Here is a 22,651-nt window from a genome sequence, read left to right on the forward strand (position 1 = left end):
ATGAAGTTACTGTTAACGGAAGCAACATCATAAGCAAGAGCCAGCCAGTCCGTTTGAGTTTATTCATACATCGGCTCTTTTCTCATGTCTATTGATGGTTCACCCGATGTCACAACCCCTTGCGTGCGATATTCTTTGGGTGTGCTTCCCGTCGTTTTTTTGAATATATTCGAAAAATAGTGAGGATCGTTATACCCCACCTTAAATGCAATCTCAAAGGTCTTGTTGCTCGTTGTTTTCAGCAGTTCTTTGGCTTTACCGATTCTCACTTGGGTTAAGTACTCCGTTATGGTTTGGCCGGTTTCCTGGCTGAAAATTTTGCTGAGATGACTTGGGCTGACGCGCACATGTGCAGAGATCGTCTTTAATGAAACCTGCTCGTTATTATATTGCTCTGACACATACGCTTTGACCTGATCGATCACATCACTGTATTTGCCAGAGGACGCTGTTCTTCGTTGCCATAATAGATTCAACAGAGAGCAGAGGTACCTAGTACAGGCTTCCCAGCTTGTTATTCCCTGGATGTTGTGCTGCAGGCTCCGGATGTTTTCATCCGGGTCAGCCCCCATACGAAAAAGCTGATTCGCCAGTCGAAAGGATTCAAGCGTAAGATCATTTAACAAATAGAATCCATACGATGAGGACTTCCAGTCAATCGACTCTAATGGCGCGGCGAATTCCTGCACAAAGCTGTCACGTTGATGTGCGTCGCCAATTTTGAGGAATTCAAGAAACCGGCTGCGATCCAGCAAAATATTCATTCTCTCATCCAGATGAATCTCGCGCAGAGCAGCTTTGTTTTGTTGGGTCAAACGAGTGATATATTTGTCTTCATCCGCCTCCAGATAGGAGATATGAATGCCCTGCAGACGCTCCTGGCGGCTACCAATGCCAAGCGTAACACTGCAGTTGAACTGTTGCTCCAGTTCCAGGCGAATCGGTCCTCGAAGCTGTTCCAGATAAGCGGTGATCCTGTCTTCGGAACTGGATTTCAGCAGCAGCACCAGCTCGGTTCGGCTCCGAATGTAGGGGAGAAGTTCGACATGTATGCTAACGTTTTCCTCCAAAAAATGAAGTGTATTATTGAATAACAGTTCCGAGTGCAGAGCCTCATCTTGCGACCGGATGTCAACAATGACGATGGTGTAAAATTTGGCGGAAAGCGGGAGCGAAAGTTTTTTGGCTGAATCAAGGGCATCCGTTGTACCGATGAGACCGCCGCATAGATCGGCAAGCAGTTTTTCCCGGGTCATCGTGCGGTTGGTCATTCGCTGTTCTTCTTCATCGATTTTCTGACTGACTTGATGCAACGTCTGAAGAAGCTCCGCCGCGCTGACGGGTTTAAGACAGTACTCCGTTACACCAAGCCGGATAGCCTCCTGGGCATAACTGAACTCATCATGACCGCTCATAATAATGATCTTGATCTCAGGTTTTTGCGCACGGACGATGGAGGCCAGCTCTAACCCGTTCATAAACGGCATTTTAATGTCAGTAATGAGAATATCAGGCGCCCATTCTTCAATTAGAGGTAAGGCAATTTCTCCATCCGGCGCATCTCCGCAGTAGTGAAAACCTTCTTTTTCCCAATTTACGCTACTCCGTATGTTTTCCCGAATTCCGATCTCGTCATCGACAATCATCACTTTTTTCAATGCTGAACCTCCTTGCTTTTTGGAATGCGTATTTTAAAAGTACTTCCTTCCATATAAGTGCTTTCCATCTCGACGCCATAGGACGGGCCAAAATAGAGACGTATTCGATCATGCACATTCAGCAGACCAAACCCGCCTTCTTGCTCCTTTTCTTGAATGGTACGGGAGCCTGCCGACTGTTCGAGCTCTTCTCTCAACTGGGTTAATTTTTCAGGTGTCATGCCAATGCCGTTGTCTTGTACGGTGAGCACAATGCTCGTATCATCCACGTAACCCTGAATCGAGATGAGTCCTTGACCACGCTTGTTTTTAATGCCATGGTAGATGGCGTTTTCAATCAGGGGCTGCAGGGTCATTTTTAGAATCGGATACTCTTGAAGCTCGCGGTTCACATGGATTTCGTATGTCAAAATATCGTGATACCTCATCTGCTGAATAACCAGATAATTGCGGGCATGCTCAAGCTCCATTTGGATCGATACCCAGTCGAAGCCTTTGTTTAGACTCAATCGAAAAAACTTGGAGAGGGCCTGAACCAGCTTGATGACATTTTCTTTCTTTTCGGCTTCGGCCATCCAGATAATGGACTCCAGCGTATTGTACAGAAAATGCGGATTAATCTGAGCTTGCAGTGTGCGTAATTCAGCGATTTTGACTTGTTCATTTTCCTGAATGCTTTTATCGATCAAGGTTTTGATTTTCTCGAGCATGATGTTAAAGCTTTGGCCGAGATCCGCGATTTCGTCTGAGCCGGTAGGGGAGACTTTGACCTCCAGATAACCGCTCGCCGCTTTTCGCATCTTGTTCATCAGAATTTGTATCGGATGAATGAGTCTGTTATTCAGGAAAAAATATAAAGAAATAGCAAAGAAAGCGCTTAACGAAACACTGATGATAATTAACTGACGAATGCTGTTGGCTTCCGCAATGATTTCTTGAAAAGGCGCGGCACCGATGATTTTCCACCCAGTCTGCTTGGACGTACTATATACGACAAACTGAGGTTTGGAGCCTGCCGACAGGTTAAAGCTGTCTTGCTGTGCATGGAGAGGAACGGAGTTAATCTGGTCGATGATGGCAAGAGATGCCTGGTCCGTAGGTGGTTTGAACAGTGTTTTTCCATATTGATCGTTAATATAAAAGAAGCCGGAATCTTTAATTTTCGTTGTTGTCAAAAAATCATCGATGAACAAATCATTCAGATCAATCACTATAAAACCGATGACTTCATGTGTAATACGCTCCTTGACCGTTGTCATAATTGAAAGCGCATTCTGTTTAGGATAAACGAATCCGTCCAAACGGTTATGCTCAGCATAGGGTGCGGTATGAGGAACTCGCAAAATGGCGTTTGGGTACTGAACCAAATATTGAAAGTAGGGATTGCGAAGCGGGTTGCGTTCCAGCTTGAAGACTCCTTTTCGTTCACTAATGCCTTTGCCATAAAAGTTAACAAACGAAATATTCAGAACCTTATCATATTTGTAGGTTTCCCGGTAGAGATTGTACGTCTGCAAAATGCCTTTGGCTTCCGTATATGACTCGGATTGAGCGTACAGATACTGTAGTACTTGCGGATTCTTGCCCAGTTCCAGCAATCGTTCGGTATCTTCAAACATGATGTCGATGTTTCTGGCGAGCTGATCAGCGGCCAGTTGTGTAGAGGCTTTGTTATGATTCGATACAACCGTATAGGACTTGTGGTACGAAATCAATCCCACGATGATCAACGGTACAGAGCTGAGGATGATGAACATACTGAGCAATTTAAGCCTGAGGCTTGAAGTTATCCACCTAACAAGTTTCAACGCATTCCACTCCATCTGAAGGGATCATGATCAAAAGGTAGCATTATTATAACATGAATTTGAAGTATGGGAGGTCATCGCAAAATAGTGCACGATAAACCAAAAAAATTACACGTTTTCATAAGATCCGCTCCACAATTACTAAATTATTACATAAAATGCGCATGACATTCCATATAAGTGAACAATGTAAGCGTTTTATAATGTGATCACACCACACAAGGTGAACTTACAAGGGAGGATCATATGATGCGGAGCAAAAAAAAGTGGGGACTCACCATCACACTGGCGATGGTTATGCTTGTCAGTACAGCTTGTAACAGCGGCAACGGAGCATCGGGTAAAAATCAAGCAGGTTCGGGAGGAGAAAGCGGCAGCACACCTGCCAGTTCCAAGACGATTACACTTGGTTTTTCCCAAGTTGGCGCGGAAAGCGGCTGGCGTTCAGCCAATACCAAATCGATTCAGGACTCGGCGAAAGAAGCAGGTTATGATCTGAAATTCTCCGATGCACAGCAGAAACAAGAGAATCAGATTAAAGCGTTACGCTCCTTTATTCAGCAGAAGGTGACTGTTATTGCCTTTTCTCCAGTAGTGGAGTCTGGCTGGGATACCGTTCTGAAAGAAGCGAAGGATGCAGGCATCCCTGTCATTCTGACCGACCGGGCCGTGGATTCATCGGATAAATCGTTGTACAAGACGTTTATCGGTTCCGACTTTGTTGAAGAAGGGCGCAAAGCAGGTCAATGGCTGAACGACAAATACAAAGATACCCAAGAAGAGATCAATATCGTTGAATTGCAGGGAACAACGGGGTCTGCACCAGCGAATGATCGCAAAGCAGGTTTTATGGAGGTTATTGGTTCCAACGCCAAATTGAAGGTCATTGCGTCACAAACGGGTGACTTTACTCGTGCAAAAGGTAAAGAGGTTATGCAAGCTTTCCTCAAAGCTCATAAGAAAATTGATGTTCTCTATGCCCACAATGACGATATGGCACTTGGCGCAATTCAAGCGATTGAAGCTGCAGGTCTGAAACCAGGCGTAGATATCACGATTATCTCTGTCGATGCGGTGAAAGATGGCATGCAGGCAGCAGCCGACGGCAAGATCAATTTTATCGTGGAATGTAACCCGCTGCTCGGCCCTCAGTTAATGGAAGCAGTTCAGGCTGTGGTGGACGGGAAAGAGATCGAAGCCCGCATCGTCACGGATGAAACGACCTTCACATCGGAGCAAGCCAAAGAAGCGTTACCCACACGCGAATATTAATAGTAGATGCGGTTAACACCGAAAAGTCATTTTTCGACTTGACTGTCGCTAAATGACTTTTTTCTATCTGCCGATTGCGGGTAACGGCTTCTACAACATAAGGGGATTTTATTAATTTATAATGGGAGAGATTGGATATGGAGGATAATCACGCACCCATCCTGCAAATGACGGGCATCACCAAGCGTTTTCCGGGCGTAAAAGCACTCTCTAACGTCAGCTTTCGCCTGTTTCCGGGTGAAATTCATGCATTGATGGGTGAGAATGGGGCAGGAAAGTCCACGTTAATTAAAGTCTTGACCGGCGTTTACTCGATTGACGAAGGCAACGTGACGATGGACAATCGCACGCTTGCGATATCGGGACCACTGGAAGCCCAAAGAGCGGGGATCAGCACAGTGTACCAGGAAGTGAATCTTTGCCCGAATCTAACCGTCGCAGAGAACATTTATATCGGTCGGGAGCCGATGAAGTTTGGTCGTATTCACTGGAAACAAATGAACCGGGACGCAGAGAAGCTTTTGCGTGAACGATTGAATCTGGTGATTGACGTGAAAGCCCCTCTGCAAAACTATTCGGTAGCGGTACAGCAGCTCATCGCCATAGCCAGAGCACTGAGCATTTCAGCCAAAGTACTTATTTTGGATGAACCAACATCGAGTCTGGATAAAAATGAAGTGCAGCAGCTATTTCAGATTATGCGCAAGCTGAAGAGCGAAGGGCTGGCAATTCTGTTCGTGACGCATTTTCTCGACCAAGTGTATGAAATGTCAGATCGACTGACTGTACTCCGCAACGGTGAACTGGAAGGGGAGTACATTGCAGCAACTCTTCCTCGTATGGAGCTTGTGCTTAAGATGATCGGTAAAGAGCTTGAAATTCTGGAGGAACTTCCAAAACAATCGGTCGAAGGGAACTCAGAGACAGAGATAGACGCAAACGCAGGGGATATCATGATTACGGCGACGGGACTGGGACGAAAAGGTGCCATTGAACCGTTTGACTTGACGATTCGGAAGGGTGAGGTGGTCGGTCTGGCTGGCTTGCTCGGATCGGGCCGTACGGAGATCGCTCGTCTCATCTTTGGTGCAGATCGCGCCGACGAAGGCAAATTAACTGTTGCGGATACTGGAAACACAGTGAAGTCGCCGCGGCATGCGATAGATCAGCATATTGCATTCTGCTCGGAGAATCGGAAAACCGAAGGTATTATTGACGATCTGACCATCAGGGAGAACATTATTCTTGCCTATCAGGCGACACGGGGATGGTCTAAACCGATTTCTCGTAAAAAGCAGGATGAAATCGCTGAAAAATATATCCATTTACTGCAGATCCATCCTAAAAATCCGGAGCAGCTAATCAAAAACCTGAGTGGTGGCAACCAGCAAAAAGTATTGCTTGCACGCTGGTTATTGATGAACCCGGATCTGCTCATTCTCGATGAGCCTACACGCGGCATTGATATTGGAGCAAAAGCGGAAATACAAAAACTTGTACTTTCGCTGTCCAAGCAAGGCACGGGTGTTCTGTTCATTTCTTCGGAGCTGGAAGAAGTGATTCGGGTCAGCGACCGGGTAGCTGTGCTGCGAGACCGGAAAAAAGTCAAAGAACTTACTGGAGATCAGATCAATCAGCAGCAAATCATGAAAGCCATGGCAGGAGGTTGACGTAATGATTAGCAGGATGCGAAAACATCATTTGTTTTGGCCGCTATGTATGCTTGGATTACTTTTGTTATTTAACTTGCTCTATTCACCCGATTTTTTCTCGCTCGTGATGCGTGAGGGCAATCTATACGGCAGCTTGATCGATATTCTGAATTTTGGAGCACCGCTGATCCTGGTATCCATCGGTATGACCCTGGTGATTGCAACCGGCGGCATAGATCTGTCCGTAGGTTCCATTGTTGCGATATCGGGAGCGATGGCATGTATGACGATCAGCAAAGGAACAGATCAAAGTTCGCTCTGGCTTGTTCTGAGTGCACTTGCATTATCCATCGGTCTTGCTCTGGTCTTGGGCGTGTGGAACGGGGCACTGGTATCGGTTGCGCGGATTCAGCCTATTATCGCAACGCTGATTCTGATGGTGGCTGGACGTGGTATTGCACAGTTGATTACCGATGGACAGATTATTACCGTGTCCAACGCGCAGTATCAGTACATCGGCGCGGGTTCGCTTGCGGCTTTGCCGTTTTCGATTTTTATCGTACTGGCGGTGCTGCTTATTGCGGTTCTGCTCACCAGAAAAACAGCCCTCGGACTGTTCATTGAATCGGTTGGAAATAACGCTCGTGCCAGCCAGCTCGCAGGAATTCGCTCCAAAACCGTCATTCTCGCCGTGTATGTGTTCTGTGGTCTCTGTGCTGGCATTGCAGGACTGATTCTTAGTTCCAACGTCTCCAGTGCGGACGGGAACAATGCAGGGCTCTGGTATGAGTTGGACGCCATTCTGGCTGTCGTAATCGGCGGGACGTCACTCAATGGCGGCCGTTTCTTTTTGATGGGTACGGTGGTTGGAGCACTGATCATTCAAACCTTAACAACAACGATCTATATGATCGGTGTACCGCCAGAGGTTACGCTGGTTGTTAAAGCCTTTGTAGTGCTCGCCGTATGTTTAATCCAATCCGAAGCTTTCCGCAAGTCTATGACAGACCGCCTGAAGAAGCGGAAGTTTCCAGCTGAACAAGGGGTGAATCGCCATGTATCTTAATCGAAAGCTTCTCCCGGTTCTGGTTACCTTCGGCTTACTGGCTGTGATGATTGCCATTGGCTCGTTCCGTTACACGGGTTTCTTTTCCACACAAGTCTTGTTTAATCTGTTGATCGATAATGCCTTTCTGATTATTACGGCGATTGGCATGACCTTTGTGATCGTATCCGGGGGTATAGATCTGTCCGTTGGGTCGGTCATCGCGCTGACCACAATTATTAGCGCGAGCCTGGTTGAAAAGCAAGGATGGCCGCCGACCGTTGTCATCCCCATGGTGCTCATTATGGGCGCGGTGTTTGGCACGGTGATGGGAGCCATCATTTATTATTTTAAAATTCAGCCTTTTATCGTCACATTGGCAGGGATGTTTCTGGCAAGAGGACTGTGTTATGTCATCAGTACAGACACCATTACGATTACGAACTCGTTCTATACGGATGTAGCACAGGCCAAAATTCCGCTTCCAGGCGGCAGCTTCGTTTCGATCAATGTGATCATTGCCCTGATCGTTCTATTACTTGCTATCTTTCTTGCACACTACACTCGTTTCGGGCGCAATGTGTATGCTATTGGTGGAAGTGAGCAATCTGCCATGCTGATGGGACTACCTGTAGCACGCACAAAAATTTTAGTTTATACGTTCAGTGGTTTTTGTTCTGCACTGGCGGGTGTGGTTTTTACATTCTACATGTTATCCGGTTACGGATTACATGCGATGGGTCTGGAGCTGGATACGATCGCGGCGGTTGTTATTGGTGGAACACTGCTGACCGGCGGTGTGGGTTACGTGGCAGGTACGTTCCTTGGTGTATTGATCCAGGGGATTATCCAAACTATAATTAGTTTCGAAGGCACGCTCAGCTCATGGTGGACGAAGATTGTTATCGGTTTGATGCTGTTTGTCTTTATTTTGTTCCAGCGTCTTCTGAGCGAACGACGAGTATCTGCCAAGTCTCTGCATTGACCGTATTTGAACGTCACAAGTTAGAGGAGGGGGAAGGATCTGGTGAACAAAGTTGTAAGCTGGTTGTGCCTGTTGCTTCTACTGTGTCTTACCGGCTGTACTGCAGATGAGTCTGAATCAAAGCCCCTTCCTGTTCCATCTAACATTGAATCCCTGCCATCTATGGAAGAATGGATGCAGTCGCTCGAATATAACACGCCTTCGAAGGAACCGATTATATTGGGTTTTTCACAGCTTGGTACCGAGAGTGCCTGGCGTATGGCGAATTCGACATCGATTCAGGATGCCGCCAAGGAATCCGGAATTACACTCATTTTGAAAAATGCAGAGCAGTCTCAGACGAAACAATTTGAGGCTGTTCGTTCTTTTATCGAGCAAAAGGTGAATGTGATCGCTATTGCACCGGTGGTGGAATCGGGCTGGGATACCATCCTTCAGGAGGCGAAGCAAGCGGGCATCCCCGTAATCATTGTAGACCGATCCGTAGACGCCAAGGATACCTCGCTTTTTGTAACCACGATTGGGTCGGACTTCTATGAAGAGGGTGTGAAAGCGGGGAAGTACATTCAGGACCGGCTGCGGAATGTACCAGGGACGATTCGAATTGCGGAACTGCAGGGCACGAGTGGATCAACGCCTTCGATCCAGCGCGGTGAGGGTTTTAGAAGCATCCTGGGTGATCAAGAGCATATCTTGTTCTCACAAAGTGCTCCTGCTGATTTTACAGAGGACAAAGGCAGGCAGGTCATGAACGATTTTCTTCAAGTCCCGAAAGAGGAGAGACCGCAGGTTCTTTTTGCTCATAATGATGAAATGGCTTTTGGTGCGATCCAGGCGATTCAGGAGGCTGGCTTGAAGCCCGGAGAGGACGTCGTAATTGTGTCGGTAGACGGTTCACGAAAAGCACTGCGTATCCTGGCAGACGGGCAGATTAACGCAGTGGTCGAATGCAACCCGTTGCTCGGTCCTCAGCTCATGCAGGCGGCCAAAGAGATTATGGCAGGACGTACGTTGCCCAAACGCATGGTGCCCCGAGAGGATATTTTCACACAAGAAAGTGCGAAGCGTGAGATGCTTAATCGAAAGTTTTAGCATAATCCTGTTGGACAATTCCGACGGGATTTTGCATTCTTATGGAAGATGATTTATATTATTTACCCGATATGATTCCATGTGAAGGAGTGATTCTATGATCATTATGATTAATGGTGCATTTGGCTCTGGTAAGACTTCAGCAGCGAAGGCGCTACAGCCAAGAATTGAAAATAGCATGATCTTTGATCCGGAAGAAATAGGTTATATGCTGCGGAAGCTTCTCCCCGAGGAACATCGAAAAGAGCAGGAACGCACGGATAATTTTCAAGATATCGAACTCTGGAAAGTGTTGACGGTGAAGGCGGCCAGAGAGGTGAAGGGAAAATATAATAAACATTTGATTGTTCCCATGACGCTCTATAAAAAAGGTAACTTTGATTACATCTACAACGGGCTAAAAGAGATCGACCCAGACCTGCATCATTTTTGTCTAACGGCTGAATTAGAGACCATATATGGGCGTCTTGCTAAACGTGGAGATGAATTCGGCGGATGGCAGTATCAACAAGCACCGAAGTGTGTCGAGGCGTTCAAGGCAGATGCATTTGAAACCCGTATTCCCACGGATCATCTGGAGACGGATGAAGTGATCGATATTATTGTGGAGAAACTGAAAGGGTAAAACGACGAGGAGGCAATATGAAAAGAGGCATACAATTCCAAATTCCAAATGAATATGGGAGCTTTTTGGGCGAAATCCTGAAACCGATTAAGATCGCGGATTATGACTGGTTTGTTGGCGGGGAGGAGTCCTATTTTGTTGTTGAGGATACCTTGGGAGATAGTCTTTTCCCAGACCGGGTTATGGGCATGGCGGGAGAAGAGTTGCGGCAAATTATTGAAGATAATAAGTATTATCTGATCTTTGCCAATCTGAAGGCTTATCCGACACGTACTGCAATCATGGATATAGAGACATATGAAGACTATGCGGAGAGTGAGTGCCAGCTCGCACTGCTTGTCATAGATAGCAGTTACGTAGCGATATACATTAAAGATGCTGATAAACGAGAAGAAATGCTCAGGCATACCAAGAGACGGGGATACGAAGCGCTGGATTATATTACGGATGATAATGACGTAAGAACAAGACTATCTGTCTAGTGATATAAGCTGGGAGTCAGAGATCGGATCATCCTGAGGTTGGATAGACCGTGACATATTTTAGAGATAGAATAGAGGAATGTAAGAACTTGGAATGGGAAAATGAGATAGGGTACATCAGCTTGAACATGATAGCAGGAAGGAGGAAATTGAAATTTTGAACGCGTTTACATAAAGAAAGGGGCGGTTCTTTTGTCTGGATATTATTGGGATAACCAAATAGATTATCTGAAAAAGACGCGCTGGCTTTACTATAACGATGATTATTTTGAATTTCTAGTTGAACGAGTTTGGAAGATTAAGCAAGCCGTACATATGATCGATTATGGATGTGGTTTTGGTTACATGGGCTGCTAGAGAGAGCGGCAAAGATGGAAATATAGGCATGAAGATTCCGACACTGCTCAGTCAGTTTGGTCTTAGAGGCGTGGAATGCCGAGTAAGCGATCGTGTGAACTTTCTGGATCAACAGATGGACGAACCGGATAAGCAAACATTGTATAACGCCTTAAAAGAAGAAGGGTTAGGAGCCGCCCGAGGATTAACTTCCGAGGAGGCCATCCATCAGTATGAGGCAGAGGAGAGATTTGCAAGGGAATTCAATGAAAACATGTATATGACGTATGCTCCGAATATGAAAATGACTAGCGGGATTGTAGTACGATGAATTTAATTTAATTATAGCGAGGAAAGGAAGCTGAAATAAGATGGTATCCACAGCAATAATTTCACAAGCTTCTCAATCATTTGGCATGGCTCCTGAGTCACTGGTTCTGGTAAGTCAATCTACGAATGTGGTGTACAGATTCAATCAGCAAGATAAAACATATTTTCTTCGGTTATCGGAGAAACCGGCAGCATATGAGAAATCTATTCAGGCAGAAGTCCACTGGGTTCGCTATCTGGTGTCCAAGGGTGTCCGTGCCTCATTACCTATACTGAGTGTGGAAGGCAAGTTGACCGCTGTGTGCCGTGATCAGGAGAAATGTTATGTTGCTGCGGTATTTGAAGGAGCGATTGGCTATTTTTTTGATTATGATTGAGTGTATGGGATACGACTTTATTTACTCGATGGGGAAGCGTCATGGGCAATTTACACCATCTAACACAAAGCTATCAACCCGAAGATCCAAAGTTAATTAGAGCGGACTGGGCTCCACTGGAACTGAAAAATCCACATCTTCATACAGGTGATTATGCCTTGCTCTTAGGGAAGCTTCGAACATTGGAGCAGCAACTGATGGATTTGCCCAGAAAGGACGACGGTTACGGCCTGATTCATTATGATTTCCATCCTTATAATTGTTTGATTGATCAGGGTGAGCTTAACATTTTTGATTTTGATGATGCGATACGCGGCTGGTATGCTCTGGATATTGGGGTTGCGGCTGCACATGCGGTGTGGTGGGGGGCACATGATCCGAAGTGGGGAACGAAGGATGAGTTCGCGAAGACTTTTCTGACCGCTTTTCTGGAAGGCTATGTGAAGCAACAACCGATTGCACAAGAATGGATAGCTCGGATTCCTTTATTCATGGAGTATAGAAATATAAGTTCGTTCTTCTGGTGGTTAAAGGATTGGAATGGGGATGAAGGTAGCTTGTCTGAACATCAAAAAGGTGCTATCTCAGCAGCCATTAATCTGATCCAAAATGATCTTCCGTTTGAAGGTTGCCGCTTTAAACTATAAAAGACGAACTGAAATGATATAGTGAGGAGTGGTCGCTGAAGGGGGAGAATATATGAGAACACACATCATCCAGATTCATCCCGTTACACGAGATAATTGGGAACAGGCTTTACAAATTTCGCTACATGAAAACCAGACACATCTGGTTCCAAATGTTACGGAGGCACTCGCTTACGCCTATATTAAACCGTGGGATGAAGCACTTGATCCTTACGTTTTGCAAAAGGAAGGCAAAATCATTGGATTCTTTTACGTAAGTTATACACCTGAGAGTACAGATAATTACTGGATTGGCGGCTTTCAGATCGACAAGTCGGTTCAAGGACAAGGTATGGGAAAACAAGCTTTGAGAGCCGTGATCGACTATATCATGCAAAAACATCCGTTATGTCACGTCATTTCACTGACCGTTGAACGAGACAATCATATTGCTCAGCGCTTATATACAGGTCTATCATTTGTAAGCGAGAATCAGACCAATTCTGATGATGAGGTTATTTACCGATTGGAAGTAAAGTGAAGTACTTCATAGCTGAACTGTGCTTTTACACATCGTTTAAAGGGAGGCATACATATGAGAACAATCGATTATAGCCAGTATTACTGGCAAGATGATAAGGTTAGGCTGAGAGCATTTGAAGAAGAGGACTGGGAGAACTGTTATACAGAAGGCTTTGACTCTCCTGCGCGCATTTTGCTTGAGTGTGCTGTTGAGCTTCCGCCAACGATCAATGGCGCCAAACGATTTGTAGAATAGAACGTAGCGTTCTCATCAACCAATGGTCGTATCATGTTTACCATTGAAAATCTTGAGGGGCATAACATCGGTGGAATTAATCTGAACAGCATGGATGAGCGAAACGGAACGTTCAGTATCGGTATTGTCATTGATCAACCTTATCGTGGTCAGGGATATGGCACAAGCGCGATGAATATTTTGCTTGGTTATGCTTTTTTGGAGCGCAGATTTCATAAGTTCAACGATTATGTGCTGGAAGGTAACGAAGGCTCGGCTAGAATGATGCAGAAACTGGGTTGTGTGCAAGAAGGGATTCGTCGTCAAGTTGTTTATATTCATGGAAAACATATGGATTTTATTATGTTCGGATTAACGAAGGATGAGTATCTCGCTAATCGAGATGTAAAGTAGGGAGACTCACGGAGCCAATAAAAAGGAGACATTAGTATGATTACATACCAAATCTTAAATCTGGATCATGTAAAACAGTTACATGAAGTTGACCGCTCTGAGTATATCGACCTGATCTATGAGGTTATTGAGCAGAGCTTAGTTGAGCATAAACAAGATTACGATTGTGCGAACTGGGATCAAGAGCAGCTGCAGGAAATACAGGATCGTTACATTTATGAATTGCAACAAGGTGGCATGGCGTATGGTGCTTTTGAAGGCGTGAGATTGGTAGGATTCGGTGTGCTTGCCCATCAATTTAGAGGAAAAGAGCATAACCAGTTGCAACTGGATCTTATGTATGTCTCCAGAGCTTACAGACGGCAGGGGATTGGGCAAAGGATTCTAACCTTTTTAAGTAACGAGGCAAGAAAGCGTGGAGCCAAATCCTTGTACATCTCATCAACCGAAACGAGATCAGCGGTATCTTTTTACCAAAGTCAGGGAAGTCATATGACATCTGATGTGGATGAAGAACTTCATACCAAGGAGCCCAAAGATATTCATATGACTATTAAAATTGTTTAAGAGCAAACATGAGCAAGAATTTGTAAAAAACCGTCAATTTAACAATGGAAAATGAACTTTATTTTCCATAAATGAGTTATTCTGTTGGTGTAAGGCGCTTGTACCATATTGGAAAAGGCTTGATAACGAAAGGAGGCTCGTTTCGATTCAAGCACCTTGAGAATAATGAAACATACCACAATACTGTCTCTACAAATCAGAATAAGCGGAGGTACCGTTATGTCGAAAACGTTTAAAAAATTTGGTATTGCCAGTTTAGCACTGCTTTTCATGGCGACAGCAGCGTTTGCGGGGTGGAGTTCCAAAGCATCGGCCGCGGATTTGAGATCAATAACGGCCGCGCAGATTACAGCGGAGATGGGTGCGGGCTGGAATCTGGGTAACCAGCTGGAAGCTACCGTAAATGGAACACCCAATGAAACATCATGGGGTAATCCAACGATCACACCTGAGCTGATCAAAAAGGTAAAAGCGGCAGGTTTCAAAACGATTCGTATTCCGGTCTCTTATCTCAACTATATTGGAAGCGCTCCCAACTACACAGTGAATGCAGCGTGGCTCAATCGCATACAGCAAGTGGTGGACTACGCATATAACGAAGGTTTGTATGTAGTCATCAATATGCATGGGGACGGGTTCCACTCGATTCCAGGTTCGTGGTTACATGTGAACAGCAGCAATCAGAATGTAATCCGGGAGAAGTATCAAAAGGTATGGCAACAAGTTGCCACCAAGTTCAGCAATTATAATGAGCGTCTGGTTTTTGAGTCCATGAATGAGGTGTTTGACGGGAATTACAACAACCCGAATACGTCTTATTATGGTAACTTGAACGCGTATAATCAGATTTTCGTGGATACCGTTCGCAAAACAGGTGGGAACAACAATGCGAGATGGTTACTCGTTCCAGGTTGGAACACAAATATTGATTATACGGTCGGCAACTACGGTTTTGTCGTTCCAAGCGATAATTTCAGATCTTCCGCCATTCCAAGCTCTCAGAAACGGATTATGATCTCGGCACATTACTATTCTCCATGGGATTTTGCCGGTGAAGAGAATGGAAACATTACGCAATGGGGAGCAACCGCGACGAACCCTTCCAAAAAGTCGACATGGGGACAGGAGGATTATCTCGAATCCCAGTTCAAGTCCATGCACGATAAATTTGTAACACAAGGTTATCCCGTTGTGATGGGTGAGTTCGGTTCTATCGATAAATCTTCTTATGATTCCAGCAATAATACGTATCGTGCGGTTTATGCCAAAGCCGTGACTGCCAAGGCGAAAAAATATAAAATGGTTCCGGTTTATTGGGACAACGGGTTCAACGGCCAGCATGGATTTGCGCTCTTCAATCGATTTAACAATACCGTAACACAGCAAAATATTATTAATGCCATCATGCAAGGCATGCAATAATTGATCTGTCAGTAGTAAGTGTTTAGCGGCATGTTTCTATAATTAGGAACATGCCGTTTTAGTGTGCTTTTCCACAACGATCTCGGGTGCAGCTCAACCGTTTTTTCTTTGAATTTTACACAAGCCGCAAGCAGAATTCATTGAACGCCACACATCCATGGTTATACTAAATTTGGCTTAGATCTAGCGAACTTGAAGGATTGGGTGGTAGACAGAATGTTGAAGAAGCGTGAGCTGCATGAATGTCAATATTTGCACAGTTTGATGATGGACCCCGCAGTTTCTCCTTATGTTCGTTATGCATGTCAGTCGCAAGAGGAATTCATGTTTTTAACCCGGCAGTTAATTGCAGAGGAAGAACAGGGAACCGTCATTTCACGCACGATTTTTAATGAGACAGGAACCTCGATCGGCACCATTGATCTGTATCACATCATCAACGATACTGGATTTCTGGCGACATGGATCGGTGCTCCTTATTTCGGACAAGGATACAGTCAGCGAGCAAAGTCCGTTTTTTTGACAGAACTGTTTCTTGAACACGACGTACAGACGGTTTTTATGAAAATACGTAAGCAAAATGTTCGCTCCCGCAAAGCGGTTGAGAAACTACCTTATGTTAACCTCTCCAATGACCTGTATCCAGAGGTCACGCAGGCCATTAATGCAAAGCAGCCCATATATGATTTGTACCATGTCGAACGTTCTGCTTTTCTCGAAAGTCATATGGCGTTGCATCACATTTTAGCTACGTAAGACAACTTGGGAGTAAAAGAGTATACCAGGCGCCGTCAGAGATGACGGCGCTTTTGATATACCAAGAATGCCGACCTGATGAAACTAGGTATAGCTTCATCCGTAGAAGCATACGTGAAAACCCGGATAAAAAGCTACGGCATCCCCCTTAGAAGAGTTATAGAAATTCCTTAATGGAAGAACATGGATTATAATTGAAGTGAAGTCTATTGAAGGAGGTCGTTTTTTGACAACGGAGGTATGGATTCCAGTGGATGAGATACAGGATCAGGATCCGATCTGGGCAGGAACCAAAATTCGAATATATCAAGAACAGCCTATGGAATACTTGCTCTCATTCATATATGGAAATTGGAATGAGCTTCAACTAACCTGTCTAACCCAAGGCGAGGCAGGTAATATTGGAGGCGTCATTGCTAAAGACCTGCCCAACCACTATGCACTGGCACAAACGCTAAAGACCTTTTTGACCGGAGTGTACAGTGAGATTTGTTTTGAATAAAGAGGAAGGGGGGGTTACATTTTGAATCAGATGAACAAGATTTTGGGTGTTGTTTTAATGGTTGCCAGTGTGTTTATATCTACGCTGGAGCGTATATCAATCCGCTTATCAGCAGCACTGGTTGAGGCGGGAAGCGGATCGGAGCAAGGTTTGCGAGAAGTTACGCAGACGGTAGATGTACCCACAGGACTACTCGTATATTTCATGTTTTTTGTTGGATTTGTATTGCTGGTTGCCGGGTTCCCGGGAACTTACAAAAATAAAAACAAGAATAGACATCAATACGAGCGGCCAGAGAATTATAAATAGAGGAGGATTCAAGTTGTCCAACCAACCGGAGGAGAAGTTGACAGGTGGTAACGTGAATGACGTTGTACGCGTTGGGGATACGGTTCGCCGGGGGAGTATCCTGAATCGTTATGTACATGAACTGTTGTTGCATCTGGAAAAAGAGGGCTTCCAACAGGCGCCGAAGTATTTGGGCATGGATGAAAAGGGCAGGGAAATACTCTCTTACCTTGACGGAGATGTCCCGGGTAATGATTATCCGGAGATCGAAAGTTATATGTGGTCAGACGAATCACTGATTGCCGTTGCCCATTTATTAAGAGCCTATCACGATGCAACCGTTAACTTTAGAACTGTAGAACAACCGGACAACGATTATCCAGGTATAGCTGTAGAAGAACGGTCACATGAATTAATAGAGATATCATCAGAGAAAGCCGAAGTCGTCTGCCATAACGATTTTGCTTTATACAATATCGTTTTCAGGCATGGTTTGCCGCAGGGTATTATTGATTTTGATCTGGCATGCCCGGGGCCACGGCTGTGGGATATCGCCTACACTTTATATACTTGTGTTCCACTAGCGAATTTCTCGCCTAATCTTGAAGGCCAAGGCAAATCAGTTGCCTCATATGATAGAGAAACGCACGCAACCGTTCGGAAAAAACGCATTAAAATGTTTATGGGGGCTTACGGTTTACATGTTCCGCCTGATCTGAAGAATTGGGTAGTGTCCCGCATTCGCTTTATGTGCAAAACATTAGAGGAACGTGCAGCAGCAGGAGAAGTTGCCTTCGTGAAGATGGTCGAAGAAGGTCATCTGGCTCACTATGAGAGAGAAGTGACATTTTTGGAGCAACATTGGCAAGAGTGGTCGTAGTTTTGTTATATCGTTTTCGGGGAAATACAACGTAAAAACGGCCTGTATTCTTTTTGTACATTGGGGGACGCACCACCTTTCTCAATACAACCTGACTGACTTCGTATATAATGAGAGGTGACTCTACAAATAATTAACTACATAACTATTGCGAGGTGCACTTCGACTTATGCCAACCATTTATGATTTCACTGTGACCAGAACGAGTGGAGAGCGTTTTCCGCTCTTTCAATATGAAGGAAAGCCTGTACTGATTGTGAACACGGCAAGCAAATGTAAATATACACACCAATTTGATGATATTCAGAAGTTGTACGATGAGTACAAGGATCAGGGTCTGCAAATTATCGGGTTTCCGTGCAACCAGTTTGCGGAGCAGGAACCAGGTAGTAGTGCAGAGGCAGAGTCTTTCTGTCAGATCAACTACGGGGTGAAATTCCCGATGTTTGCGAAACTGGATGTGAATGGAGAGGCAGCGCATCCGCTCTATGACTTTTTGAAAAAGTCAGGTCCGTTTGCCGGCTTTGATGAGAGTGACATTCAGGCCAAACTGCTCAAACTGATGGTGGCAGACAAAGCACCTGAGTGGCTGCACGGCGATGCAATCAAATGGAATTTCACGAAATTCCTCATCAATGCAGAAGGTCAAGTCGTTCGGCGCTTCGAGCCGGTTGATTCCATGGATGAGATCAAAGCGAGTATCCGGGAACTCTTATAAAAATTAGCTTAACATCAGCGGGGCAACCAAGCATAAAGGGGTATCCCGCTTTCTTTTTGCACAGGAGGTGATGACGTGCCAAGCATGATGCAGTTTAATGCTCCACTGGCGTATACCTACAGAGCTACGAGTCAGTTTGACCCAGGCAATTCGGACGGATTCCATTCGCATCCGCATTATGAAATTTATTATTTTCATGATGGGGAATGTACCTATATTATCGGGGATCGTGTGTACAAGCTGGAACCGGGGGATCTGGTGTTAATGCATGGCCTGACACTGCACCGGCCGCATCCCCAAGTCGGTAAACCGTATGTTCGTACAACGCTTCATTTCGACCCTTCTGCCATTCGCGAAAGCTTGCACCCGGAGCGCATCCATGAAGTGCTGAAGCCGTTCGATGAATTGGGCAATTGCCGGGTTAACCTCACAGGTGAGATCCGCACGGAGTTTGAAGCACTGCTGTATGATCTGCACGAGTTAACCTCTCACTCGTCCAGATTCAGACAGGAGCGCATGAATATCCGGGTTTGTGATCTGTTATATTGTGTGGCAGAGATCTGTCAGGGGCATGTACAGGAACAGCGCTCTTCATCGGAGAAAGAAAGACATGTCCAGCATATCATCCGCTATGTCGATACTCATTATATGCATGACATCGGTCTGGATGATCTTGCTCAGGAGCTGCACCTGTCCAAGCCCTATCTGGCAGGCATGTTCAAAGAGATGACTGGACTGACCATATTCAAGTATCTATATGACAGACGTATTAATCAGGCAAAACTGCTGTTTCAGTTTCAGCCCGAGATGAGTGTGACAGAGGCCAGCCGATTGTCCGGATTCAAACGTCTGTCTCATTTCAGCCGCATTTTTAAACAAAGCGTGGGCTGTTCGCCCGATCTGTATCGGAGTCAGTTGCATCGGCAGCTATAAGGCCGGGGTAAGAATTTAAACGAAGCTTATCGCTTATTAGCATGAACGAAGCATAAGAGAATGACATCCAGAAGTCGACCAGTAGATTTACATGGTCGGCTTTTTTCGTTTTATTTTAGAACAAATGAACAATAGCGACCAGGAATCGGCAATCTTCACGTAACGACAGATGTTTAGACTTCCAGTGGAACAGGTAAAGAAAGGTAAGACAGATACCAATGATCGAGACAAGGACCGTCTTATTAACCATAAACATCTTAAATAACGAGGAAATGTTATTACAGGAGGCGAACAGGCATGGAAAAGCAAACACCGGCTCAGCAACAGAAAAATGACAGACGGGACCAGATGCATGATCATCCGGAGCAATATAAAACTGAACACGAAAGCATGCTGGATCAATATGAGCAAGAACAAACCGTCGACCCGATTCCGATGCAAGATCTGAATATGGAAGCACAAGAAGAGAAAAATAAAGATCAGACAAAACGAAATTCGTCTACGGAAGAGAAGTACCGGGCAGACTATCGCAAGAGGGAATAATTTAAATGAAAATAAAATAGTTTATTGACTAACGTATGTTACTATATTATAGTTACCTTGTTAGCAATGAACAAACAAATGTTTTAGGAGGCGTATATGAATGTCTACTTTTTTTGATGCGTTGAAGAACAGAAGATCTTATTATGGAATCAGCAAGGAATCCACAATCTCGGATGCGAAAATTCAGGAAATCGTCGAAGAAGCGGTAAAGTATACACCAACTGCATTTAACTCACAGACATCCCGGGCAGTTGTATTGCTTGGTGAACAGCATGATAAACTATGGAATCACACGGAAGAGATTTTGCGTGAAGTTGTGGGCAACGAAGAAACTTTCCAATCCACAGCGGAGAAAATGGCAGGTTTCCGTAGCGGCTACGGTACCGTTTTGTTCTTTGAGGACAACAATGTAGTAGCTCAGCTTCAACAAAACTTTGCTGCCTATGCTGACAACTTCCCAATCTGGTCTAACCAATCCAACGGTATGTTGCAACTGGTCATCTGGACAGCTCTGGAACAAGAAGGACTGGGTGCGTCACTGCAACACTACAATCCATTGATTGATGAGAAAGTGAAGCAAGAATGGAACATTCCGGAGAACTGGAGACTGATCGCTCAGATGCCATTTGGTAAACCAACAGCAGCACCAGGTGAGAAAGAGTTTCAGCCGATTGAAGAACGTGTGAAAGTACACAAGTAAGTCTCGTCATTACCAATATTTAACCACATACGGCCTCGCTTCAATTTGATACGATGATATAGATCGTAATCTATTGAAGTGAGGCTTTTTACTGTGAAAATAATAGATGCCAATAGAGCATTTCAAGCTTTTCATCCCGTATGGAAGATGGTCTTAAGTGGCGCCATTTTATTCGGTTCAGTGGCTGGCAATGGATGCGCCGTTAACGCAGCGGGGGCTCAGCAGCCAACCTTTCAAGATACACGTACAAGCTATGCAAGAGAGGCCATTGCACGTTTGGTACAAAAAGGTATTGTTACAGGAACGACGGAGTACTCGTTTGAACCCAAAAGAGCGGTCACACGAGCTGAATTCGCATCGTTTGCGGTACGTTTACTCGGACTAAAGCCCGTTTCCAACAACATTAAACCTTTTGCAGATCTTTCTGTGAATGCCTGGTATTACGGTAATGTGGCCGCGATGACTAATCTATCCATTCTTGAGGGCAAGGGCCAGAGTCAGTTTCAACCGAATGCTTCCATCACAAGGGAAGAGGCAGCTGCGTTTCTCGTTCGTATGCTGAAACAGCGTCCTGAGGCAAACGATCTTATATCTAATACATATTCGGACGCAGCGGACATCTCAAGCTGGGCTCGTCCGTATGTACAGAAGGTGCAACAGCTTGGATTGATGCGCGGAAGCAACGGGATGTTCAGACCAAGTGACCAAGTCACACGTGAAGAGGCTGCGGTTATGTTGGATGCCATTTTACAGAACAGCACATGGGCCGCACAGATCCAGCGGAAGCAGGATCATGGGATTCAACTGGGATGGCAGTATAATTCATCGGCAGCAGAATTCATAAGACAAGTCGAGCAGTCGCCTGTCAACACGGTTGTTCCGCGCTGGTTTTTCCTGAACAAAGATATGAACGTTTCGGATCACGCCAATGCAACATTAATCTCTTGGGCATCTGCTTCGGGCAGAGCAATTTGGCCAATGCTGGGTAACCGTTCCAATAAGGAAATGACACATCAGATGTTGTCCAGCTCGGTGAACCGGGAAGCGGTTGTCAGCCAAGTGAGTGCTTTTGTGAAAAAATATAAACTCGGCGGCATCAATGTGGATTTTGAAAATGTGGATCCTGTCGATCGCGAGGGCTTTACTGCGTTTGTGACTTCGTTAACGAAATCCCTGCACGCTCTCGGTGCTGTCGTATCCGTCGATGTATCACCCAATTTGGGCTCAGATTGGACGGAAGCTTTCGACTACGTTAAGCTGGGTGCGATATCTGACTACATGGTGCTCATGAGTTATGAGGAGCATTGGAACGGCGATCCCAAGCCAGGTTCTGTAGCTTCGCTTCCGTGGGTGGAAAGAGCGCTGACCAAGATGCTGTCCGAGGTAGAGGGTGCCAAGGCGATTCTTGCGCTTCCGTTATATACGCGAGATTGGTCCACCGTGAATCCGGCAGGGGCTTCTTGGGACATTACGCTGGGAGAACAAGGGATCCGGGCAGCCGCATCAGGCTCTCTAAGACACTGGGATTCACGTTTGAATCAGTATGTTATCAACTATACGTCGAGTTCCGTGGCAAGAGAGATTTGGGCGGAAGAAAGTCGATCTTTGTCAGCCAAAGTGCTGATGAGTGGTCAACAGAACATTGCAGGGCTGGCCTACTGGTATATGGGCGGAGAAACTGCGGATGTATGGAATGCCATTACCAATGCGATGCGATTCGAATCGTATCGGTTCTAACAAATAAGACCTAAACCTGTCGTTTGGTGAAAACGGAGGTTTGGGTCTTTTATTTTTGGTTTAAGCTATGGAATAGGTCGGGCCGTTTAAGCCTCTTTGTACGGTTTAATGTATAGAAGGACAAGTATTGTCCTGTAAATATACTA

The 22,651-nt window shown here is 45.3% G+C and carries 25 protein-coding genes and 1 pseudogene; 24 read left to right on the forward strand and 2 right to left on the reverse strand.

The features are described from left to right. Positions 1 to 59: 59 nt before the first annotated feature. Entirely contained in the window at positions 60 to 1,649 is a 1,590-nt protein-coding gene (locus ACUTVW_RS19360) for a response regulator (RefSeq protein ID WP_445647349.1), read from the reverse strand. A gap of 5 nt (positions 1,650 to 1,654) precedes the next feature. Further along, complete coding sequence (locus ACUTVW_RS19365; protein WP_445647277.1) at positions 1,655 to 3,466, reverse strand: sensor histidine kinase; 1,812 nt, start codon at positions 3,464 to 3,466, stop codon at positions 1,655 to 1,657. Between the two features lie 249 nt (positions 3,467 to 3,715). Here ACUTVW_RS19365 and ACUTVW_RS19370 point away from each other — a divergent pair, with 249 nt between their 5' ends. The 24 genes and pseudogenes from ACUTVW_RS19370 (at position 3,716) to ACUTVW_RS19485 (ending at position 22,505) form a co-directional block, all read left to right on the forward strand. Continuing rightward, on the forward strand, positions 3,716 to 4,738 hold the full coding sequence (locus ACUTVW_RS19370) for a substrate-binding domain-containing protein (RefSeq protein WP_445647350.1): 1,023 nt from the start codon (positions 3,716 to 3,718) through the stop codon (positions 4,736 to 4,738). A 137-nt stretch (positions 4,739 to 4,875) separates the two neighbouring features. Further along, positions 4,876 to 6,408, forward strand: coding sequence for a sugar ABC transporter ATP-binding protein (locus tag ACUTVW_RS19375; protein ID WP_445647278.1), 1,533 nt, complete (start codon positions 4,876 to 4,878; stop codon positions 6,406 to 6,408). Positions 6,409 to 6,412: 4 nt separating this feature from the next. Then, the gene (locus ACUTVW_RS19380) at positions 6,413 to 7,456 is read left to right on the forward strand and encodes an ABC transporter permease (protein ID WP_434751542.1); all 1,044 of its coding nucleotides are present in this window, start codon (positions 6,413 to 6,415) and stop codon (positions 7,454 to 7,456) included. Next, positions 7,446 to 8,420: a galactofuranose ABC transporter, permease protein YjfF gene (gene yjfF / locus ACUTVW_RS19385; RefSeq protein ID WP_445647279.1), complete on the forward strand. Its 975-nt coding sequence runs from the start codon at positions 7,446 to 7,448 to the stop codon at positions 8,418 to 8,420. The genes ACUTVW_RS19380 and yjfF overlap by 11 nt, the downstream gene beginning before the upstream one ends. A gap of 42 nt (positions 8,421 to 8,462) precedes the next feature. Next, a complete protein-coding gene (locus tag ACUTVW_RS19390) occupies positions 8,463 to 9,512 on the forward strand; it encodes an ABC transporter substrate-binding protein (RefSeq protein WP_445647280.1) in 1,050 nt (349 codons plus the stop codon). Positions 9,513 to 9,609: 97 nt separating this feature from the next. Next, positions 9,610 to 10,137, forward strand: coding sequence for an AAA family ATPase (locus ACUTVW_RS19395; RefSeq protein WP_445647281.1), 528 nt, complete (start codon positions 9,610 to 9,612; stop codon positions 10,135 to 10,137). Positions 10,138 to 10,154: 17 nt separating this feature from the next. Next, positions 10,155 to 10,619: a DUF2691 family protein gene (locus ACUTVW_RS19400; RefSeq protein WP_445647282.1), complete on the forward strand. Its 465-nt coding sequence runs from the start codon at positions 10,155 to 10,157 to the stop codon at positions 10,617 to 10,619. A gap of 192 nt (positions 10,620 to 10,811) precedes the next feature. Continuing rightward, a pseudogene (locus ACUTVW_RS19405) lies at positions 10,812 to 11,286 on the forward strand (hypothetical protein). Positions 11,287 to 11,326: 40 nt separating this feature from the next. Continuing rightward, positions 11,327 to 11,662: a hypothetical protein gene (locus ACUTVW_RS19410; protein WP_445647283.1), complete on the forward strand. Its 336-nt coding sequence runs from the start codon at positions 11,327 to 11,329 to the stop codon at positions 11,660 to 11,662. Continuing rightward, the gene (locus ACUTVW_RS19415) at positions 11,659 to 12,309 is read left to right on the forward strand and encodes a phosphotransferase enzyme family protein (protein WP_445647284.1); all 651 of its coding nucleotides are present in this window, start codon (positions 11,659 to 11,661) and stop codon (positions 12,307 to 12,309) included. Before ACUTVW_RS19410 ends, ACUTVW_RS19415 begins: the two co-directional genes overlap by 4 nt. Positions 12,310 to 12,361: 52 nt before the next feature. Beyond that, positions 12,362 to 12,829, forward strand: coding sequence for a GNAT family N-acetyltransferase (locus ACUTVW_RS19420; RefSeq protein WP_445647285.1), 468 nt, complete (start codon positions 12,362 to 12,364; stop codon positions 12,827 to 12,829). Between the two features lie 54 nt (positions 12,830 to 12,883). Beyond that, the gene (locus tag ACUTVW_RS19425; RefSeq protein ID WP_445647286.1) at positions 12,884 to 13,066 is read left to right on the forward strand and encodes a hypothetical protein; all 183 of its coding nucleotides are present in this window, start codon (positions 12,884 to 12,886) and stop codon (positions 13,064 to 13,066) included. A 33-nt stretch (positions 13,067 to 13,099) separates the two neighbouring features. Further along, entirely contained in the window at positions 13,100 to 13,459 is a 360-nt protein-coding gene (locus ACUTVW_RS19430; RefSeq protein WP_445647287.1) for a GNAT family N-acetyltransferase, read from the forward strand. A gap of 36 nt (positions 13,460 to 13,495) precedes the next feature. Next, a complete protein-coding gene (locus ACUTVW_RS19435) occupies positions 13,496 to 14,026 on the forward strand; it encodes a GNAT family N-acetyltransferase (protein ID WP_445647288.1) in 531 nt (176 codons plus the stop codon). A gap of 219 nt (positions 14,027 to 14,245) precedes the next feature. Next, positions 14,246 to 15,448 (forward strand): glycoside hydrolase family 5 protein, encoded by a 1,203-nt coding sequence (locus ACUTVW_RS19440; protein WP_445647289.1) that lies wholly within the window; start codon positions 14,246 to 14,248, stop codon positions 15,446 to 15,448. Between the two features lie 216 nt (positions 15,449 to 15,664). Further along, entirely contained in the window at positions 15,665 to 16,204 is a 540-nt protein-coding gene (locus ACUTVW_RS19445) for a GNAT family N-acetyltransferase (protein WP_445647290.1), read from the forward strand. Positions 16,205 to 16,430: 226 nt separating this feature from the next. Continuing rightward, positions 16,431 to 16,706, forward strand: a complete 276-nt coding sequence (locus tag ACUTVW_RS19450; RefSeq protein ID WP_445647291.1) for a hypothetical protein — start codon at positions 16,431 to 16,433, stop codon at positions 16,704 to 16,706. Positions 16,707 to 16,727: 21 nt separating this feature from the next. After that, positions 16,728 to 17,015: a hypothetical protein gene (locus tag ACUTVW_RS19455; protein ID WP_445647292.1), complete on the forward strand. Its 288-nt coding sequence runs from the start codon at positions 16,728 to 16,730 to the stop codon at positions 17,013 to 17,015. A 13-nt stretch (positions 17,016 to 17,028) separates the two neighbouring features. Further along, a complete protein-coding gene (locus ACUTVW_RS19460) occupies positions 17,029 to 17,874 on the forward strand; it encodes an aminoglycoside phosphotransferase family protein (RefSeq protein ID WP_445647293.1) in 846 nt (281 codons plus the stop codon). Between the two features lie 169 nt (positions 17,875 to 18,043). Further along, the gene (locus ACUTVW_RS19465) at positions 18,044 to 18,592 is read left to right on the forward strand and encodes a glutathione peroxidase (RefSeq protein ID WP_434751526.1); all 549 of its coding nucleotides are present in this window, start codon (positions 18,044 to 18,046) and stop codon (positions 18,590 to 18,592) included. A gap of 84 nt (positions 18,593 to 18,676) precedes the next feature. Next, positions 18,677 to 19,525: an AraC family transcriptional regulator gene (locus ACUTVW_RS19470; protein ID WP_445647351.1), complete on the forward strand. Its 849-nt coding sequence runs from the start codon at positions 18,677 to 18,679 to the stop codon at positions 19,523 to 19,525. A gap of 297 nt (positions 19,526 to 19,822) precedes the next feature. Next, a complete protein-coding gene (locus ACUTVW_RS19475) occupies positions 19,823 to 20,068 on the forward strand; it encodes a hypothetical protein (protein WP_445647294.1) in 246 nt (81 codons plus the stop codon). A gap of 100 nt (positions 20,069 to 20,168) precedes the next feature. Then, the gene (locus ACUTVW_RS19480; protein WP_445647295.1) at positions 20,169 to 20,768 is read left to right on the forward strand and encodes a nitroreductase family protein; all 600 of its coding nucleotides are present in this window, start codon (positions 20,169 to 20,171) and stop codon (positions 20,766 to 20,768) included. 93 nt (positions 20,769 to 20,861) lie between these two features. Then, on the forward strand, positions 20,862 to 22,505 hold the full coding sequence (locus ACUTVW_RS19485) for an S-layer homology domain-containing protein (protein WP_445647296.1): 1,644 nt from the start codon (positions 20,862 to 20,864) through the stop codon (positions 22,503 to 22,505). Positions 22,506 to 22,651: the final 146 nt, after the last annotated feature.

Source organism: Paenibacillus sp. TSA_86.1 (assembly GCF_052691815.1).

Bases quoted from the DNA above. Each gene is read 5' to 3' on its own strand.
- ACUTVW_RS19420 (WP_445647285.1), top strand. From the start codon at position 12,362: ATGAGAACACACATCATCCAGATTCATCCCGTTACACGAGATAATTGG.
- ACUTVW_RS19470 (WP_445647351.1), top strand. From the start codon at position 18,677: ATGATGCAGTTTAATGCTCCACTGGCGTATACCTACAGAGCTACGAGT.
- ACUTVW_RS19375 (WP_445647278.1), top strand. From the start codon at position 4,876: ATGGAGGATAATCACGCACCCATCCTGCAAATGACGGGCATCACCAAG.
- ACUTVW_RS19370 (WP_445647350.1), top strand. From the start codon at position 3,716: ATGCGGAGCAAAAAAAAGTGGGGACTCACCATCACACTGGCGATGGTT.
- ACUTVW_RS19465 (WP_434751526.1), top strand. From the start codon at position 18,044: ATGCCAACCATTTATGATTTCACTGTGACCAGAACGAGTGGAGAGCGT.
- ACUTVW_RS19400 (WP_445647282.1), top strand. From the start codon at position 10,155: ATGAAAAGAGGCATACAATTCCAAATTCCAAATGAATATGGGAGCTTT.
- ACUTVW_RS19445 (WP_445647290.1), top strand. From the start codon at position 15,665: ATGTTGAAGAAGCGTGAGCTGCATGAATGTCAATATTTGCACAGTTTG.
- ACUTVW_RS19380 (WP_434751542.1), top strand. From the start codon at position 6,413: ATGATTAGCAGGATGCGAAAACATCATTTGTTTTGGCCGCTATGTATG.
- yjfF (WP_445647279.1), top strand. From the start codon at position 7,446: ATGTATCTTAATCGAAAGCTTCTCCCGGTTCTGGTTACCTTCGGCTTA.
- ACUTVW_RS19480 (WP_445647295.1), top strand. From the start codon at position 20,169: ATGTCTACTTTTTTTGATGCGTTGAAGAACAGAAGATCTTATTATGGA.
- ACUTVW_RS19440 (WP_445647289.1), top strand. From the start codon at position 14,246: ATGTCGAAAACGTTTAAAAAATTTGGTATTGCCAGTTTAGCACTGCTT.
- ACUTVW_RS19410 (WP_445647283.1), top strand. From the start codon at position 11,327: ATGGTATCCACAGCAATAATTTCACAAGCTTCTCAATCATTTGGCATG.
- ACUTVW_RS19395 (WP_445647281.1), top strand. From the start codon at position 9,610: ATGATCATTATGATTAATGGTGCATTTGGCTCTGGTAAGACTTCAGCA.
- ACUTVW_RS19475 (WP_445647294.1), top strand. From the start codon at position 19,823: ATGGAAAAGCAAACACCGGCTCAGCAACAGAAAAATGACAGACGGGAC.
- ACUTVW_RS19425 (WP_445647286.1), top strand. From the start codon at position 12,884: ATGAGAACAATCGATTATAGCCAGTATTACTGGCAAGATGATAAGGTT.
- ACUTVW_RS19435 (WP_445647288.1), top strand. From the start codon at position 13,496: ATGATTACATACCAAATCTTAAATCTGGATCATGTAAAACAGTTACAT.
- ACUTVW_RS19430 (WP_445647287.1), top strand. From the start codon at position 13,100: ATGTTTACCATTGAAAATCTTGAGGGGCATAACATCGGTGGAATTAAT.